Origin of the sequence: Pseudomonas sp. UBA2684 (genome assembly GCA_002354655.1) — a bacterium.
Lineage (GTDB): Bacteria > Pseudomonadota > Gammaproteobacteria > Pseudomonadales > Pseudomonadaceae > Aquipseudomonas.
Window position 1 is genome coordinate 63,362 of sequence record DELY01000010.1, and the last position, 15,820, is coordinate 79,181.

12 protein-coding genes are annotated in these 15,820 nt (G+C 64.8%); 6 read left to right on the plus strand and 6 right to left on the minus strand.

Annotated features, from left to right (window positions below):
• Positions 1–117 precede the first annotated feature (117 nt).
• Together hslO and B3M58_RS05240 are read right to left on the minus strand one after the other, a co-directional pair.
• Complete coding sequence (gene hslO, locus B3M58_RS05235; protein WP_296217512.1) at positions 118–1,005, minus strand: Hsp33 family molecular chaperone HslO; 888 nt, start codon at positions 1,003–1,005, stop codon at positions 118–120.
• Positions 1,006–1,147: 142 nt separating this feature from the next.
• The gene (locus B3M58_RS05240) at positions 1,148–1,543 is read right to left on the minus strand and encodes an RNA-binding S4 domain-containing protein (RefSeq protein ID WP_296217513.1); all 396 of its coding nucleotides are present in this window, start codon (positions 1,541–1,543) and stop codon (positions 1,148–1,150) included.
• A 132-nt stretch (positions 1,544–1,675) separates the two neighbouring features.
• Between B3M58_RS05240 and B3M58_RS05245 the strand changes: the two genes are divergently transcribed.
• Both B3M58_RS05245 and rimK read left to right on the plus strand, forming a co-directional pair.
• Complete coding sequence (locus B3M58_RS05245) at positions 1,676–2,110, plus strand: ATP-dependent zinc protease (RefSeq protein WP_296217610.1); 435 nt, start codon at positions 1,676–1,678, stop codon at positions 2,108–2,110.
• The gene (rimK, locus tag B3M58_RS05250; RefSeq protein WP_296217514.1) at positions 2,107–3,012 is read left to right on the plus strand and encodes a 30S ribosomal protein S6--L-glutamate ligase; all 906 of its coding nucleotides are present in this window, start codon (positions 2,107–2,109) and stop codon (positions 3,010–3,012) included. The genes B3M58_RS05245 and rimK overlap by 4 nt, the downstream gene beginning before the upstream one ends.
• Before the next feature lie 211 nt (positions 3,013–3,223).
• On the opposite strand, the gene B3M58_RS05255 is transcribed toward rimK, so the two are convergent.
• From B3M58_RS05255 to ompR, 3 genes are all read right to left on the minus strand, one after another.
• Complete coding sequence (locus tag B3M58_RS05255; protein ID WP_296217515.1) at positions 3,224–7,030, minus strand: bifunctional diguanylate cyclase/phosphodiesterase; 3,807 nt, start codon at positions 7,028–7,030, stop codon at positions 3,224–3,226.
• Between the two features lie 79 nt (positions 7,031–7,109).
• Positions 7,110–8,423, minus strand: coding sequence for an ATP-binding protein (locus B3M58_RS05260; RefSeq protein ID WP_296217516.1), 1,314 nt, complete (start codon positions 8,421–8,423; stop codon positions 7,110–7,112).
• A 94-nt stretch (positions 8,424–8,517) separates the two neighbouring features.
• Positions 8,518–9,252: a two-component system response regulator OmpR gene (gene ompR, locus B3M58_RS05265; RefSeq protein ID WP_296217517.1), complete on the minus strand. Its 735-nt coding sequence runs from the start codon at positions 9,250–9,252 to the stop codon at positions 8,518–8,520.
• Positions 9,253–9,589: 337 nt separating this feature from the next.
• Between ompR and B3M58_RS05270 the strand changes: the two genes are divergently transcribed.
• The 4 genes from B3M58_RS05270 to rmf all read left to right on the plus strand — a co-directional run bounded on the left by B3M58_RS05270 (position 9,590) and on the right by rmf (position 14,364).
• Positions 9,590–11,917 (plus strand): Tex family protein, encoded by a 2,328-nt coding sequence (locus tag B3M58_RS05270; protein WP_296217518.1) that lies wholly within the window; start codon positions 9,590–9,592, stop codon positions 11,915–11,917.
• Positions 11,918–11,920: 3 nt separating this feature from the next.
• Positions 11,921–12,310 (plus strand): PaaI family thioesterase, encoded by a 390-nt coding sequence (locus B3M58_RS05275; RefSeq protein WP_296217519.1) that lies wholly within the window; start codon positions 11,921–11,923, stop codon positions 12,308–12,310.
• Between the two features lie 126 nt (positions 12,311–12,436).
• The gene (gene gshA / locus B3M58_RS05280) at positions 12,437–14,017 is read left to right on the plus strand and encodes a glutamate--cysteine ligase (protein WP_296217520.1); all 1,581 of its coding nucleotides are present in this window, start codon (positions 12,437–12,439) and stop codon (positions 14,015–14,017) included.
• A 140-nt stretch (positions 14,018–14,157) separates the two neighbouring features.
• The gene (rmf, locus tag B3M58_RS05285) at positions 14,158–14,364 is read left to right on the plus strand and encodes a ribosome modulation factor (RefSeq protein ID WP_296217521.1); all 207 of its coding nucleotides are present in this window, start codon (positions 14,158–14,160) and stop codon (positions 14,362–14,364) included.
• 75 nt (positions 14,365–14,439) lie between these two features.
• On the opposite strand, the gene argA is transcribed toward rmf, so the two are convergent.
• Positions 14,440–15,738: an amino-acid N-acetyltransferase gene (argA, locus tag B3M58_RS05290; protein WP_296217522.1), complete on the minus strand. Its 1,299-nt coding sequence runs from the start codon at positions 15,736–15,738 to the stop codon at positions 14,440–14,442.
• Positions 15,739–15,820 lie beyond the last annotated feature (82 nt).

Genomic DNA, 15,820 nt, shown 5'->3' on the forward strand with positions numbered 1-15,820 from the left:
GTAGTAGAAAGCGCAGCACTACTACAGCGAAAAAAGTGCGCCGGATTATGCCAGAAAAGCCGGCTGCGGGTGCAGCCTCTGATCGGTTCAATCCGCCGATAATTGGGTCAATTCGCCTCAGTGGCGGGTATCCGATGCGGCTTCGATGCTGCCATCGATAAACAGTTGCAGCACATCGGCGGCATCGAACAGATAACGCTCGTTGCAGAACTGGCAATCGATTTCCACGCTGCCGCCATGCTCCTGCACCAGCGCTTCGGCGTCGGCCTGGCCGAGGCTGATCAGCGCACGGCTGGAACGCTCACGCGAGCAGCTGCAACGAAATTGCAGGGCGCGCGGGTCGAACAGGCGCAGCGCGTCCTGGTGATACAGGCGGTGCAGCAGGGTCTCGTTATCCAGACCGAGCAGCTCTTCGGCCGTCAAGGTATCGGCCAGGGCCATGGCGTGCTGCCAGCTGGCCTCACGCTCATCGGCTTCCTTCAAGCGGTCGGCCGGCAGTTGTTGCAACAGCAGACCGCGGGCGCGTTGGCCGTCGGCGCTGAGCCAGAAGCGCGTCGGCAACTGCTCGGAGGTGGCGAAATAATTGGTCAGGCAGTCGGCCAGGGTGTCCCCTTCCAGATCGACGATACCCTGGTAACGCTGCCCGGATTTCGGGTCGACGGTCATGGCCAGCACGCCATCGGGCATCAGCTCACGCAGGCTGGCATCGGCAGCGATCTGCTCGGCGTGATAGCGGGCGATCCCGCGCAGCTCGCCGTCGCTGGAGCATTCGACCATCAGCAACGGCACGGCACCGGAGGAGCGCGCCTGGAGAATCAGCAAGCCCTCGAATTTCAGCGTACCAATCAGCAGCGAGGCGGCGGCCAACAGTTCACCCAGCAGTTGGGCGACCGGTTGCGGGTAGGTGTGTTTGGCCAGCACGTGGCTGTAGCTGTCGGTCAGGCCAACCAGCTCACCGCGAATATCGCTGTCGTCGAACAAGAAGCGTTGGGAAAAATCAGACATGCCAATTTCACTGAAGGTGACTCGGCCGGCGATTTTAGGCGCAAACGCCCATCCGACCAAGCGCCTCTTATCTATCAGGCCTGCGGGGAAAAGCTATCGAACCGGCGCCCCGGCGTGGCTTGCACAGGCGCCAGGCGCGCCGCTAGTCCTGATTGCCGTGAAACTGATGAATCTGCCGACGCTGCTTCTTGCTCGGCCGACCATCGGTCTGCACGCCCAGCGCACCGGCCTTGCGCTGCGCGGCGGCCAGCTCGCGGCGGGCGATGCTCTCGGCGGTTTCCCGATACAGCGCCTGTGCCTGCGGTGCACCCCGACGCACCCCGGACAACGCCTGGATCACCACCGTGCGCTCGTCGAAGCCGGTGCGGATCAGCAACTCATCGCCGACCCGCGGCTCCTTGCCCGGCTTGCAGCGCTCGCCACGGCAGTGCACCTTGCCACCCTCGATCGCCGCTTTGGCCAGTGCACGGGTCTTGTAGAAGCGCGCCGCCCACAGCCACTTGTCCAGGCGCACCTTGTCGTCGTCTTTTTCGTTCATCGTTCACTCAATTTAAACACGCCACGCCGGTGAATCTTGCTGGATGCAGTTGTCACAAGGCCCAACTAGAATGCCCGGAAGTTTAATGGAAAGCCCTCTTTGAAGACCTTCGACCAACTCAGCGTGATCGGCCTGCGCGAATGGATCAATCTGCCGGAGCTGGGGATGGTCGGTTTGCGCGCGAAAATCGATACCGGCGCCAGCACCTCATGCCTGCATGCCAGCGATATTCAGCCGTTCGAGCGCGATGGCGAGCAGTGGGTGCGTTTCACCGCTCACCTCGGCACCCTGGTGCAGCGCCGCCACCGCTGCGAAGCACAGCTGGTCACGGTGAAGAAGATCAAAAGCTCCAACGGCCAGGCGCAAACCCGTTACGTGATCCGCACCCACCTGTCGTTGGGCGACCGCGCCTGGCCGGTGGAATTCACCCTGGCGTGCCGCAAAACCATGCGCTACCGCGTGCTGCTGGGCTCCAAAGCTCTGGTCGATGGCCAACTGGTGGTCAACCCGGCTCTGACTTACGTACAAGACAAACCCTCGCTTTCCGACCTTTCCGGTGCCCCATGAAAATCGCCGTGCTGTCGCGCAATCCGCGCCTGTATTCCACTCGTCGCCTGGTCGAAGCCGGGCAGCAGCGTGGCCATGAGATGGTGGTGATCGACACCTTGCGCGCCTATATGAACATCGCCAGCCACAAGCCGCAGATCCACTACCGCGGCAAACCCCTGGAAGGTTTCGACGCGGTGATTCCACGGATCGGCGCCTCGGTGACCTTTTATGGCTGCGCGGTGCTGCGCCAGTTCGAGATGATGGGGGTGTTCCCGCTCAACGAATCGGTGGCCATCGCCCGCTCGCGCGACAAGCTGCGCTCGCTGCAACTGCTCTCTCGGCGCGGCATCGGCCTGCCGGTGACCGGTTTCGCCCATTCGCCGGACGACATCGACGACCTGATCCAGATGGTCAACGGCGCGCCACTGGTGATCAAAGTGCTGGAAGGCACCCAGGGCATCGGCGTGGTGCTCTGCGAGACGGCGACGGCGGCGGAGTCGGTGATCGAGGCGTTTATGGGCCTCAAGCAGAACATCATGGTGCAGGAATACATCAAGGAAGCCGGCGGCGCCGACATTCGCTGCTTCGTGGTCGGCGACAAGGTGATCGCGGCGATGAAGCGCCAGGCCAAGGCCGGCGAGTTCCGCTCCAACCTGCACCGCGGCGGCACCGCCAGCCTGATCAAGATCACCCCGGAAGAGCGCATGACCGCCATTCGCGCGGCCAAGGTCATGGGCCTCAGCGTGGCCGGCGTGGATATCCTGCGCTCCAACCACGGCCCGCTGGTGATGGAGGTGAACTCCTCGCCGGGCCTGGAAGGCATCGAAGTCACTACCGGCAAGGATGTTGCCGGCCTGGTGATCCAGTACCTGGAAAAGAACAGCGGCCCGCACCTGACCCGCACCAAGGGCAAAGGCTGAGGCAAATGCCAGGGGCTGCCTCCAAGTAAAGCCCCCAGGTTGGCGTGACTTGGCAGGCAAGCGCCGCACCCTCGTAGGCTGGGTTAGCGGCACAAGCTACCGAGGTGCAGTCGACTGACTTTTCGAATGCCGCGTAACCCAGCACGGCGTCGCTACTCGCACCGTCATGCGCCACGGACCATCGCACACGCGTCTAACCCCATCGACACAACTACAACCGCAAAGGCCGCGTCTCGCCCGCGCCCCATGTCACGTGCCGGTCCATCCAGCTGAGGAAATCCGCCTCGCTCAGCGGCCGGCTGAAATAGTAGCCCTGCCCCAGCGCACAGCCTTGTTCGCCCAGCATGTCCAGCTGCCGCTGGCTTTCGATGCCTTCGGCGACGCATTCCAAGCCGAGGTTGCGGGCGATTACCAGGATGGTTTGCACCAGCATCAGGCCGCTGCTATCGCCATCGAGGTCCTGGATAAAGCTGCGGTCGATCTTCAGGCGATCCAACGGCAGGCGTTTGAGGTAGGTCAGCGAGGAATAACCGGTGCCGAAATCGTCGATGGCGAAGCGCACCCCCAGGGCCTTCAACGCTTGCATGTTGGCGATGCACTGCTCGACGTCTTCGAGCAGCACGCCTTCGGTGATTTCCAGCTCCAACGCGGTGGCCGGCACGTGATGGCGCTGCAAGCAGGCGCGCACGCGCTCGACGCAGCCGGCGTGGCGCAGCTCGCGCGGGCTGAGGTTGACCGCCAGCAGCAGCTGCGGCCAGTGCGGCAACCAGCGCGCCAGCGCCGCACAGGCCTGCTCCAGTACCCAGTTGCCGAGTTCCTGGATCAGCCCGGTTTCCTCGGCCAGCGCAATAAACTGCCCAGGCATGATCTCGCCACGCTCCGGGTGCAGCCAGCGCAGCAACACCTCGGCACCGGCGACCCGCCCGGTGCCGAGCGCCAGTTGCGGCTGAAACACCAGGTGCAACTGATTGCGCTGGATGGCCTGACGCAGCTCGCTTTGCAAGTGCAGGCGCTGGTCGATGGCGAACTGCATCTCCGGGGCGAAAAAATGCAGGGCGTTGCGCCCGGCATGTTTGGCCCGGTACATGGCGGTGTCCGCCTGCTTCAGCACGTCGGCGGCGGCCTGCTCGCCGAACGGGTGCAGGGCAATGCCGATGCTGGCGCTGATCGACAGCTCGTGGCCGTCGATCCAGCAACTGCCGGCGAGGCTCTTCAGCAGCTTTTCCGCGGTCACGGCGGCGTACTCGGCGGCCAGCTCCGGGTTGCTGTCGAGGGCTTCGAGCATCACCACGAACTCATCGCCGCCCATCCGCGCCAGGGTGTCTTCAGCGCGCAACTGGCTGGCGAGCCGCGCGGTCACCTCACGCAACAGGCCATCGCCGACCAGATGGCCGAGGCTGTCGTTGACCGTCTTGAAGTGATCCAGGTCGATAAACAGCAACGCGCCCAGGCTGCCTTCGCGCAATTCGCGGTCCATCGCATGTTGCAGACGGTCGAGCAGCAAGCGCCGGTTGGGCAATCCGGTCAGTTCGTCGCTGTAGGCCAAGCGCTCGATTTCACGCTGGTAACGCTGGCGCTCGGAAATATCGGTGATGCTGCCGCGAATCAGCACTTCGTCGCCCGGCATGCGCACCAGACGCACTTCGCAGGGGATCTGCCGGCCAGCGCTGTCACGGTGCAGCCAGTCGAACACCGGCGCCTCGCCGGCAATCGCGCGGCGCAGATACACCTTGCCGATGTCGGCGGACACCTGGCCGTTGGCTTGGCGGGGCGGGCTCAGGTCGAGCACGGTCTTGCCCAATAAGTGCTCGCGTTTGTAGCGGAACAGCCGCAGGGCGTTTTCGTTGAAGTCGACCATGCCGCCATGCGGGGTAAACAGCATGATGGCTTCCGGCGCATGTTCGACGATGGTGCGGTAGCGCGCCTCGGCCTCGTGGCGCGCGCTGATGTCTTCGACCAGCAGCAGGAACATGCTGACGCGGCCGTTGGCATGGCGCACCGCGCGCAGGTTGAGGCGGGTATAGACCAGCGTGCCGTCGGCACGGACGAAGCGCTTATCCAGCTCATAACCTTCGCGCGCGCCCCTGAGCACCTCGTCCAGCAACGGCTGCTCGACGGCCAGGTCGTCACTCTGGGAAATCCGCTCCCAGCTACAGCCGCGCAACTCTTCAGGTGAACGCCCGAGGATGCTGCACAGCTTGGGGTTGACCTCTTCCCAGGCAAAACTCGGGCTGGTCAGCGCCATGCCGATCAGCGGCGCCTCGAAGAACAGGCGCAGGCGTTCATCGCGCTCGCGCAACTGCTGCTCCGCGCGCTTGCGCAGGCTGACATCCTGAATCGCCCCGTACACCCGCACCAGTTGCGTACCATCGCGCTCGGCCACGCCCTTGATGCGCACCCAGCGACTCTTGCCTTTGGCGGTGAGCAGGCGCACTTCGATATCGAATTGGTTGAGCCCCTCGAACATCTGCTGCAACGTACTTTCGGCCAACACCCGGCCGCTGGCATCCAGGTAATCGAGCACGCTCTCGAAAGGTGGCGCGCCGGCATAGGGGTCCAGCTCATAGATACGGAAACAGCCGGCGCTCCAGTACATGCTGTAGTCGGCCAGATTGAGCACCCAGCCACCAAGGTCGGCGATGCTCTCGGTCTGACTGAACAGGTAGCTCTGCCGGAGCAGCTCCTCGCGCTGCGCCGCCACTTCCGTCGCCAGCAGCTCGCGCGCGCTGACGTCGCTCTGCAAGGCAATGAAATGGCTGAGGCCCTGTTCGTCATGCATCGGCGCGAGGATCAGTTCGTTCCAGAACAGCCGGCCATCCTTGCGGTAGTTGCGCAGCACCACCTGGCAGCCGATCCCTTGGCGAATGGCCTGGCGCAGGCGACTCAGCTCGTGTTGCTGGCGATCGTTGCGCAGCAAAAAGCGGCAATTGCTGCCCAGGCTTTCCTCGCGGCTGAAGCCGGTGATCCGCTCGAACGACGGGTTGCAGTAGATCAGCGGCAAATCGGCCTGGCGCGCATCGGCGATGGTCACGCCCAGCGGGCTGGCCTCCAGGGCCAGATTGGCCAGCGCCAATTGCTGCTGGATCTGCGCACTGCGCCCCAACGCCAGGCGCAAATCGCTGAGGCTGCGACCAACCAGCAACGCCGCCACCATGAACAGCAGCACGCTGACGTGCAACTCCAGACGCTGCGGGTCGAGCCAGGCCGCCGTGCCGCTGAAGCCGCGCAGCAAGGGCAGCACCAGCACCATCAGCGCCGTCAGAAAGGCCCCGCACAACGCCCCGGCAAAGCCCCAGACCAGCGCCAGGCTGAGCATCACCACGCCAATCAACGGCAGTTTCAGGGTCAGTGGCAGCGCCGCCAGCAGCCAGGGCAGGCCAAACAGCAAAAGCAGCAGCAAGGGCCAGGGCGGCAGTTGGCGCAGGGCCACCGGCACCTGCGCCAGGCCCGCGTCACCCGCGGCCGCACCCTGCAACCAGCCGCGCTGGCGCAGCCAGGGGCTGAGGTAGGTCAACAGCGGCGTGGCGATGACCAAGGCCGTCAGGCTGTCGGCCAACCACAGGCTCAAACTGCCCAGGCCTAAGTCTTGCCACGCCACATGGCCGGTGAGCCAGAGGTTGGCCTGCACCCCGCCCCCGGCCAGCGCCGCCGGCGCGAGCACGCCAAGCAGCATGAACCGCAACAGATGACTGAGGTCGGGCAGCGCCACATCGAACGCGCGGCGGCGCAACAACCACCAGGCCAGGCCGACGCTGAGGGTTTCCGGCAACGCGTACAGCGGCGCCCAGCGCCAATCCAGGCCCCACAGCGGAATACTGAGCAACGCATTGAGGTACAGGGCCAGCAGAACGCGTGGCCCCCACCACTGGCACAGCACCAGGCCCAGGGCGAATGGCACGTACCACAACGCCGCCCCATCGCTGAATTGGGTGAACAGAGAAAGCCAGGTGGCCAGATGGAACAGCGGCAGTGGCAGCCACCACGTCCATTTTGGCAGGCGGTCGGGAACTACGGGCATGCTGACCTCATGTCATTGCGCTGAATTAGCATAGTTCAGCGCGCTGCCATAAGGTCACTGCAATTTACTGCGCCCCGCTCTAAACCGCGTCACGCGGCAGCAACAACCCCAGCGGCAAACAGACCCGCGCCTCCAGGCCGCCGCCGGAGCGGTTGCGCAGTTCGACGCTGCCGCCGTGCAGGGCGGCGATGCGCTTGACGATGGCCAGCCCCAGGCCAGCGCCCTGCCCGCCACGGGCACGGTCGCCACGAATGAACGGGTTGAACACAGTACCAAGCTCGGCCGGGTCGATGCCCGCGCCGCGATCCAGCACGCTGAGCACCACATAAGGCGCGCTGTGGTCGCCAGAGACCGAGACCGCGACTTCTACCGCATTGCCGCCGTAACGCAGGGCATTCTCGATCAGGTTGACCAGCAGGCGCTTGCTCGACACCCGGCGCAGAGGAAAGGCCGGCACCGGCTCCAGGCACAGGCGCACCAGCTCATGCTGCTGGTTGTAGGGCGCCACCACTTCGCGGATCAATTCGAGCAGGTCGAGGGTTTCCACTGGCTCGTCGCGGCCGTCGCGAATAAAGGCCAGGAACTGGTCGAGAATCGCGTCCATGTCCTCGATGTCGCGGACCATGTCGTCGGTCAACTCCGAGTCGCTGTTGAGAAACTCCAGGGACAGGCGCAAGCGGGTCAGCGGCGTGCGCAGGTCATGCGAGACCCCAGCGAGCATCAGTTCGCGCTCGCGGGCCGCCTGTTCGACGTCTTCGGCCATCTGATTGAAGGCGCGGTACACCTCGGCCATCTCGCTCGGCGTGTCGCTGACCGGCAGGCGCACGCTGCGCCCCTTGCCGACCTGGCGGGCGGCGAACACCAGGCGTTTCAGCGGCGCGCTAAGCTGGCGCACGAAAATCCACGCGGCGGCGGTGGACAGCAGGCCGATGCCAAGGAACCAACCGAGCACGCTCCAGATCCGCTGGCCGCGCAATGGGTGCGGGTAGAGCGGTACGCGCAGCCAGTCATCGCCCAGGGTCGGCGCATGCACCCAGAGCGCTGGCGGGCTCTTCGCACGTACGCGCACCTCGGTGTCGGGGCCGAGCTCGGATTGCATCTGCCGCTGGAAGATTTCGCTGTAGGGCCAGTGCTGTTCGCTGGCCGGTACCGATGCGTAAGGCACCCGTTTCAAGCCCGCCGCCTCGGCGATCGTCTCGCGGTCCTCAAGGTCGGCCGCCCAATAGGCGCGCAGGGTCAGCGCCGCACCGTGGCTGTATTGCCGGTCGACCAGCACGTCCTCGTTCATCATCAGATAAACCAGGGTCAGCGCCTTGGAGAACAACACCACGATCAACACCAGCCAGAGGGTGCGGGCGAAGAAGCTTTGCGGGAACCACAGCGGGGTTTTCATGTGACGCAACTGCACCTGTAGGAGCCAGCTTGCTGGCGATTGGCCGGCAGGATCGCCAGCAAGCTGGCTCCTACATCAATTAATGCCTGGGCGACTATTTGTTGCCATCCGGCACGAACACATAGCCGACGCCCCAGACCGTCTGGATATAACGCGGCTTGGACGGATCGGGCTCGATCAGCCGGCGCAGGCGCGAGATCTGCACGTCGATGGAGCGCTCCAGCGCATCCCATTCGCGGCCGCGCGCCAGGTTCATCAGCTTGTCGCGGGTCAGCGGCTCGCGGGCGTGTTGCACCAAGGCCTTGAGCACGGCGAACTCACCGGTGGTGAGCATGTGCACCTCTTCGCCCTTCTTCAGCTCGCGGGTGGCCAACGACAGCTCGTACTCGCCAAAGCTCACGCTTTCGTCCTCGCTGCCCGGCGCGCCCGGCACCACCGGCGCCTGACGACGCAGCACGGCCTTGATTCGCGCCAGCAATTCGCGCGGGTTAAATGGCTTGGCCAGGTAATCGTCGGCGCCCAGTTCCAGGCCCTGGATACGGCTGGCCTCATCGCCCTTGGCGGTGAGCATGATGATCGGCACCTGGTTGTTCGCCGCGCGCAGGCGGCGGCAGGCCGACAGACCATCCTCGCCCGGCAGCATCAGGTCGAGGACCACCAGGTTGAACAGCTCGCGCGACAACAGGCGATCCATCTGTTCGACGTTTTCCACCGCGCGCACGCGGTAGCCTTGCTCGTCGAAGAAGCGCTCGAGCAAACGCCGCAGACGGGCATCGTCGTCGACAATCAGAATTTTCTCGCCTTCAACCGGAAGTGCAGTGCTGCTCATAGGGGCTCCTTGACCGAAAATCTGTGACGCCCAGCGGGCGCCAACAGCTTCCAACGCCGGCATTATGGCCCAGGCGCCTGAGCCAGCGTGCTACCCATTGTTAGCAGATTTTTCCCCGAACGGTTTCCAGCTCACTCCTGAGCGGTGTTTATAATGCGCCGCTTTCTCAGCGTGGCCGTTGCCATCCTTATCGCCTGCGCCCTCACGCGTAGCGCCGGACGAGGGTGGCGGACGACCGCGCTGGCGTTCATTCGTCGGCGTGCCCTACGCGGCATGCCCGTCAATCTGGCCCGCGGTCTGCGTGGCCGGTTTTTCGTTTCAAGGTGGGTAGCTTTCTATGCTCAGCATCAACAACCGCATCGCCGAAGAACTGGGCGTGCGCCCGCAACAGGTCGCTGCCGCCGTGGCGCTGCTTGACGAAGGCTCCACCGTGCCGTTCATCGCCCGTTACCGCAAAGAAGTCACCGGCAGCCTGGACGACACGCAACTGCGCAACCTCGAAGAGCGCCTGCGTTACCTGCGTGAGCTGGACGAGCGCCGTGTCAGCATCCTCGCCAGCATCGAAGAACAAGGCAAGCTGACCGCGGAGCTGACCCGCGAGATCAACCTGGCCGATACCAAGACCCGCCTCGAAGATTTGTACCTGCCGTACAAGCAAAAGCGCCGCACCAAGGGCCAGATCGCCCTGGAAGCCGGCCTCGGCGAACTGGCCGACGCGCTGTTTGGTGACCCGACCCTTGATCCAGAAACACAAGCCACGCGCTTTATCGATGCCGAGAAGGGCTTCGCCGATGTCAAAGCCGTGCTCGAAGGCGCCAAATACATCCTCATGGAGCGCTTCGCCGAAGACGCCACGCTGCTCAGCAACCTGCGCAGCTTCCTCAAGGACAACGCCACCCTCAGCGCCCGGGTAATCGCCGGTAAAGAAGAGCAAGGCGCCAAGTTCCGCGACTACTTCGAGCACGACGAGAAGCTGAAAAACGCTCCGTCGCACCGCGCCCTGGCGATTTTCCGCGGCCGTAACGAGGGCATTCTCAGCGCCAGCCTGAAGGTCGGCGACGAGCTTCCCGGCACCATGCACCCTGGCGAAGTGATGATTGGCGAACGCTTCGGCATCAGCGCCCGTGGCCGCGCCGCCGACAAGTGGCTGGGTGAAGTGGTGCGCTGGACCTGGAAGGTCAAGCTCTACACCCACCTGGAAACCGACCTGTTCGGCGAGCTGCGTGAAGCGGCCGAGGACGAGGCGATCAACGTCTTCGCGCGTAACCTGCACGACCTGCTGCTGGCCGCTCCGGCCGGCCCACGCGCGACCCTGGCGCTCGACCCGGGCCTGCGCACCGGCTGCAAGGTGGCGGTGGTCGATGCCACCGGCAAGGTGCTGGAAACCTCCACGGTTTACCCGCATGCGCCGCGCAACGACTGGGACGGCACCCTGGCGATCCTCGCCAAGCTGTGCGCCAAACATTCTGTGGACCTGATCTCCATCGGCAACGGCACCGCCAGCCGCGAGACCGACAAGCTGGCGGCCGACCTGATCAAGCAGCTGCCGGGCCTGACGCTGACCAAGGTCATGGTGAGTGAGGCCGGTGCTTCGGTGTATTCGGCCTCGGAGCTGGCCGCCAAGGAATTCCCCGAGATGGACGTGTCGCTGCGTGGCGCGGTGTCCATCGCCCGCCGCCTGCAAGACCCGCTGGCCGAGCTGGTGAAGATCGACCCGAAATCCATCGGCGTCGGCCAGTACCAGCACGATGTGTCGCAGCTCAAGCTGGCGCGCAGCCTGGACGCGGTAGTGGAAGACTGCGTAAACGCCGTCGGCGTCGATGTGAATACCGCCTCCGCCGCGCTGCTGGCACGCATCTCCGGGCTGAACGCGACCCTGGCGCAGAACATCGTCGCGCACCGCGATGCCAACGGCGCGTTCAAGACCCGCGAGGCGCTGAAAAAGGTCTCGCGCCTCGGCGAGAAAACCTTCGAACAGGCCGCCGGCTTCCTGCGCGTGATGAACGGCGACAACCCGCTGGACGCCTCGGCGGTGCACCCGGAAACCTACCCGCTGGTGCAGCGCATTGCCTTGGACACCGGCCGCGACATCCGCTCGCTGATCGGCGACTCGGGCTTTCTCAAGCGTCTCGACCCCAAGCAGTTCACCGACGATAAATTCGGCCTGGTCACCATCGGCGACATCTTGAGCGAGCTGGAAAAACCCGGCCGCGATCCGCGCCCGGAGTTCAAGACCGCCGAGTTCCAGGAAGGCGTCGAGACTCTGAAAGACCTCAAGTTGGGGATGATGCTCGAAGGCGTGGTGACCAACGTCACCAACTTCGGCGCCTTCGTCGACATCGGCGTGCACCAGGATGGTCTGGTGCATATCTCGGCGCTGTCGGAGAAGTTCATCAAGGATCCGCACGAGGCGGTCAAGGCCGGCGACGTGGTCAAGGTCAAGGTGATGGAGGTGGACATTCCGCGTAACCGCATCGCCCTGTCCATGCGCATGGGTGACACCCCGGGCGAGAAGGTCGAAGGCCCGCGGGGCGGGCAATCGCGCGGCGGCAACGCTCAGGGCAACACGCCGCGCAGCGAGCGGCACTCCAGCCAGGACAAACCGGCGCCGAGCACGGCCGGCATGGCCTCGCTGTTCGCCAACGCCAAGCAGCTGAGGAAATAACCCGTGAGCGAGCCCGTGGAGGAAATCGGCAAGAGCAGCGCCTTCGGGCGCCTGCTGGGCCTGGAAATCGTCAAGGCCGAAGGCGGCGAGGCGCTGCTCAAACTGAGCATGCACGACGGCCTGCGCAACCTGCATGGCAAGCTGCACGGCGGCGCGCTGTTCTCGCTGATCGACACCGCCATGGGCCAGGCCAGCCACAGCCTGACCGACGGCACGCCGAGCAGCGTCACCCTCGAATGCAAGATCAACTACATTCGTAGCGTCAGCACCGGCGACTTGCTCTGCCGCGCCTGGATGGTCCACAGCGGCCGCCGCACCCAGGTCATCGAGGCCGAAGTGCACCAGGGCGAGAAGCTGGTCGCCAAGGCACAAGCCACCTTCGCCTGCGTATAACCGGGGCGTTGCAAGCTGAGGTATAACGGACGTTCGAGCAGACGACCACGTCCGTTATCCACCCCCCTTGTAGACCGCTCAGTCCACCCCCATATTGGGGCGACCGATGCGTGAAGGAATGCAATCTTGAGCGACCTGTTCTCCCGCCGCCTGGCCCTGCTGGGCGAGCGCGCCAACCTCTCCCTGCTTTCCCAGTGCTTGCACGGCATCGAGCGCGAATGCCTGCGCGTCGACAGCGACGGCCAGCTGGCGTTGACCCCGCACCCGGCAGCACTCGGCGCGGCGCTGACCCATCCGCAGATCACCACCGACTATTCCGAGTCGCTGCTGGAGTTCATCACCCCGGCCGAAGCCGACCCGGCGGCGACCCTGGCGGACCTCGAACAGATCCACCGTTTCGCCTACAGCAAGCTCGACGGCGAGTACCTATGGAGCCCGTCGATGCCCTGTGCATTGCCGGAAGAAGAGCTGATTCCGATCGCCCGTTACGGCGACTCGCACATCGGCCAGCTCAAGTACGTCTACCGCAAAGGCCTGGCGCTGCGCTACGGCAAGACCATGCAGTGCATTGCCGGTATTCACTACAACTTCTCCCTGCCGGACAGCCTCTGGGCGCTGTTGCAGCAGGCCGAGGGCGACAACCAGAGCGCGCGGGACTTCCAGTCGGCCCGCTATATCGCGCTGATTCGCAACTTCCGCCGCTACAGCTGGCTGCTGATGTACCTGTTCGGCGCCTCGCCGGCGCTGCACGCCGGCTTTCTGCGTGGTCGGCCGCACCACTTGCAGCAACTCGATGCCGACACCCTGTACCTGCCCTACGCCACCAGCCTGCGCATGAGCGACCTGGGTTACCAGAGCAGCGCGCAAGCCGGCCTGACGCCGTGCTACAACGACCTCGCCAGCTATACCGATAGCCTGCGCCAGGCGGTCGCCACGCCCTACCCGCCGTATGTCGAGATCGGCACGCAGAAAGACGGCGAGTGGTTGCAACTGAACAGCAACATCCTGCAAATCGAGAACGAGTACTACTCGAATATCCGCCCGAAACGCGTGACCTACAGCGGCGAGCGGCCGATTCAGGCGCTGATGGCGCGCGGCGTGCAGTACGTCGAAGTGCGCTGCCTGGACATCAACCCCTTCCTGCCGCTGGGCATCGATCTGCCCGAAGCGCGCTTCCTCGATGCCTTCCTGCTGTTCTGCGCCCTGCAGGACAGCCCCGCGCTGGAAAGTGGCGAATGCCATGCCTGCACCGACAACTTCCTCAAGGTGGTCAAGGAAGGTCGTCGCCCTGGCCTGCATTTGCAACGCCACGGCAAACCGCTGGAACTGCAAGCCTGGGCGCACGAACTGCTCGACGGCATCCAGCAGCTCGCGACCCTGCTCGATCACAGCCATGGCGGCGATGCGCATAGCCTGGCCTTGCAGGCCCAGCGCGCCAAGGTCGACGACGCCAGCCTGACGCCTTCGGCCCAGGTGCTCGCGCGCTTGCAGCAAGGTGAAAGCTTTACCCAGTTCGCCCTGCATCAAAGCCAGCAACATGCCGAGTACTTCCGCAGCCAACCGCTGAGCGCCGAACAGCAGGCCGCCTTCGAGCAGGCTGCGGCGCAATCGCTGCGCGAGCAAGTCGAGCTGGAAGCTCAGCAAGAGGGTGACTTCGACAGCTTTGCCGCCGCCTACCAGGCGAGCATCCTGGCCCTCGCGGTTTAACAGGTCGCACGTGCTGGCGGATAAATAGACGAATCCGTCACAAAAAAAACCAGCGGGGCAAAAGCCGGGACCAGCGGCTCAAGCGCGGGCGCGCAGCACGGCTAGCATAGGCAGGGTGAGATCAACACGAGCCAACGCCGATGGCGTCCGACGCCCACCCCGATGACGATGACCGCCACTGGAGCCTGGAAAGCCTGAACAAGGCCTACCAGCAAGGCTACATGGCCGGCCTCACCGGCCAAGCCAACACGCCCCAGGGACACCCTGCCGAGGTCATCGCGGCCGCCTGGGAAGCGGGCTGGGACGATGGCCACGAGCAGATGCTGCGGCAGCAGAAAAGCGCCTGAACCATCGCCAGACGTGTCTAGGCGCGGCCGCGAAAGCCCCGAGCGGACTTTCGCGGGTAGGGCCCTGGTCCGGCCCTACAACGTCTTCTCGAACACCTGCGAGTTACGCTGATAGTTGTACAGCGAAGCCCGTGCCGCCGGCATGCGCTCAACGCTGCTGGGTACGAAGCCGCGCTCGCGAAACCAGTGGGCGGTGCGCGTGGTGAGCACGAACAAGGTCTTCAGGCCCTGAGCCCGCGCGCGTTCTTCGATGCGTTCGAGCAACTCGTCGCCACGCCCGCCATGGCGGTAAGCCGGGTTGACCGCCAGGCACGCCAGCTCGCCGCTGTCCGAGTCGGCGATCTGGTACAGCGCCGCGCAGGCGATGATCAGGCCGTCGCGCTCGACGATGCTGAACTGACCGATCTCCCGCTCCAATACCTCGCGCGAGCGGCGCACCAGAATGCCTTGTTCTTCGAGCGGGCTGATCAGCTCGATCAAGCCACCGACATCCTCGATATTCGCCTCGCGCAAGGATTCGAACTGCTCCTGGTCGACCAGGGTGCCACCGCCATCGCGGGTGAACAGTTCGGTCAGCAGGGCGCCGTCTTCCGCATAACTGACCAGGTGCGCGCGCTTGACCCCGTCGCGGCAGGCCTGCGCGGCGGCGTCGAGCAATTCCGCCTGGTAGTTGTTGCCGAGCCGTGCCAGGTACGCCGGCACCTGTTGCGGGCGCAGTTCGCGCACCAGCTTGCCCTGCTCGTCGAGCAGGCCGCGTTCGGCGCTGAACAGCAGCAGCTTGTCGGCACCCAGATCGATGGCCGCGCGGGTGGCGACGTCCTCGCAGGCCAGGTTGAAGATTTCCCCGGTCGGCGAGTAACCCAACGGCGAGAGCAGCACGATGCTGCGCTCGTCGAGCAGACGGCCGATACCTTTGCGGTCGACCCGGCGCACTTCGCCGGTGTGGTGATAATCGATGCCCTCGACCACGCCGATGGGCCGCGCGGTGACGAAGTTGCCACCGGCCACGCGCAAGCGCGCGCCCTGCATCGGCGAGGCCGCCATGTCCATCGACAGGCGCGCTTCGATGGCGATACGCAGTTGCCCGACCGCGTCGATCACGCACTCCAGGGTCGGCCCATCGGTGACGCGCAGGTCGCGGTGGAAGTGCGGGGTCAGGCCACGGGCGCTCAGGCGCGCTTCGATTTGCGGACGCGAGCCGTGCACCAGCACCAGGCGCACGCCGAGGCTGTGCAACAGCACCAGGTCGTGGACGATATTGCCGAAATTCGGATGGGCGACGCCCTCGCCCGGCAGCATCACCACGAAGGTGCAGTCGCGGTGGGCATTGATATAGGGCGAAGCGTGGCGCAGCCAGTTAACGTAGTCGTGCATGGCGCAGAGAACCTGTGAGTCGGAACGCATGAATAAAGCGCCGCAAGGCGCGGGACGAAGCAGTCATCGGCACCCGCTTTAT

Bases quoted from the DNA above. Each gene is read 5' to 3' on its own strand.
- hslO (WP_296217512.1), bottom strand. From the start codon at position 1,005: ATGTCTGATTTTTCCCAACGCTTCTTGTTCGACGACAGCGATATTCGC.
- B3M58_RS05240 (WP_296217513.1), bottom strand. From the start codon at position 1,543: ATGAACGAAAAAGACGACGACAAGGTGCGCCTGGACAAGTGGCTGTGG.
- rimK (WP_296217514.1), top strand. From the start codon at position 2,107: ATGAAAATCGCCGTGCTGTCGCGCAATCCGCGCCTGTATTCCACTCGT.
- B3M58_RS05255 (WP_296217515.1), bottom strand. From the start codon at position 7,030: ATGCCCGTAGTTCCCGACCGCCTGCCAAAATGGACGTGGTGGCTGCCA.
- B3M58_RS05260 (WP_296217516.1), bottom strand. From the start codon at position 8,423: ATGAAAACCCCGCTGTGGTTCCCGCAAAGCTTCTTCGCCCGCACCCTC.
- ompR (WP_296217517.1), bottom strand. From the start codon at position 9,252: ATGAGCAGCACTGCACTTCCGGTTGAAGGCGAGAAAATTCTGATTGTC.
- B3M58_RS05270 (WP_296217518.1), top strand. From the start codon at position 9,590: ATGCTCAGCATCAACAACCGCATCGCCGAAGAACTGGGCGTGCGCCCG.
- rmf (WP_296217521.1), top strand. From the start codon at position 14,158: ATGGCGTCCGACGCCCACCCCGATGACGATGACCGCCACTGGAGCCTG.
- argA (WP_296217522.1), bottom strand. From the start codon at position 15,738: ATGCACGACTACGTTAACTGGCTGCGCCACGCTTCGCCCTATATCAAT.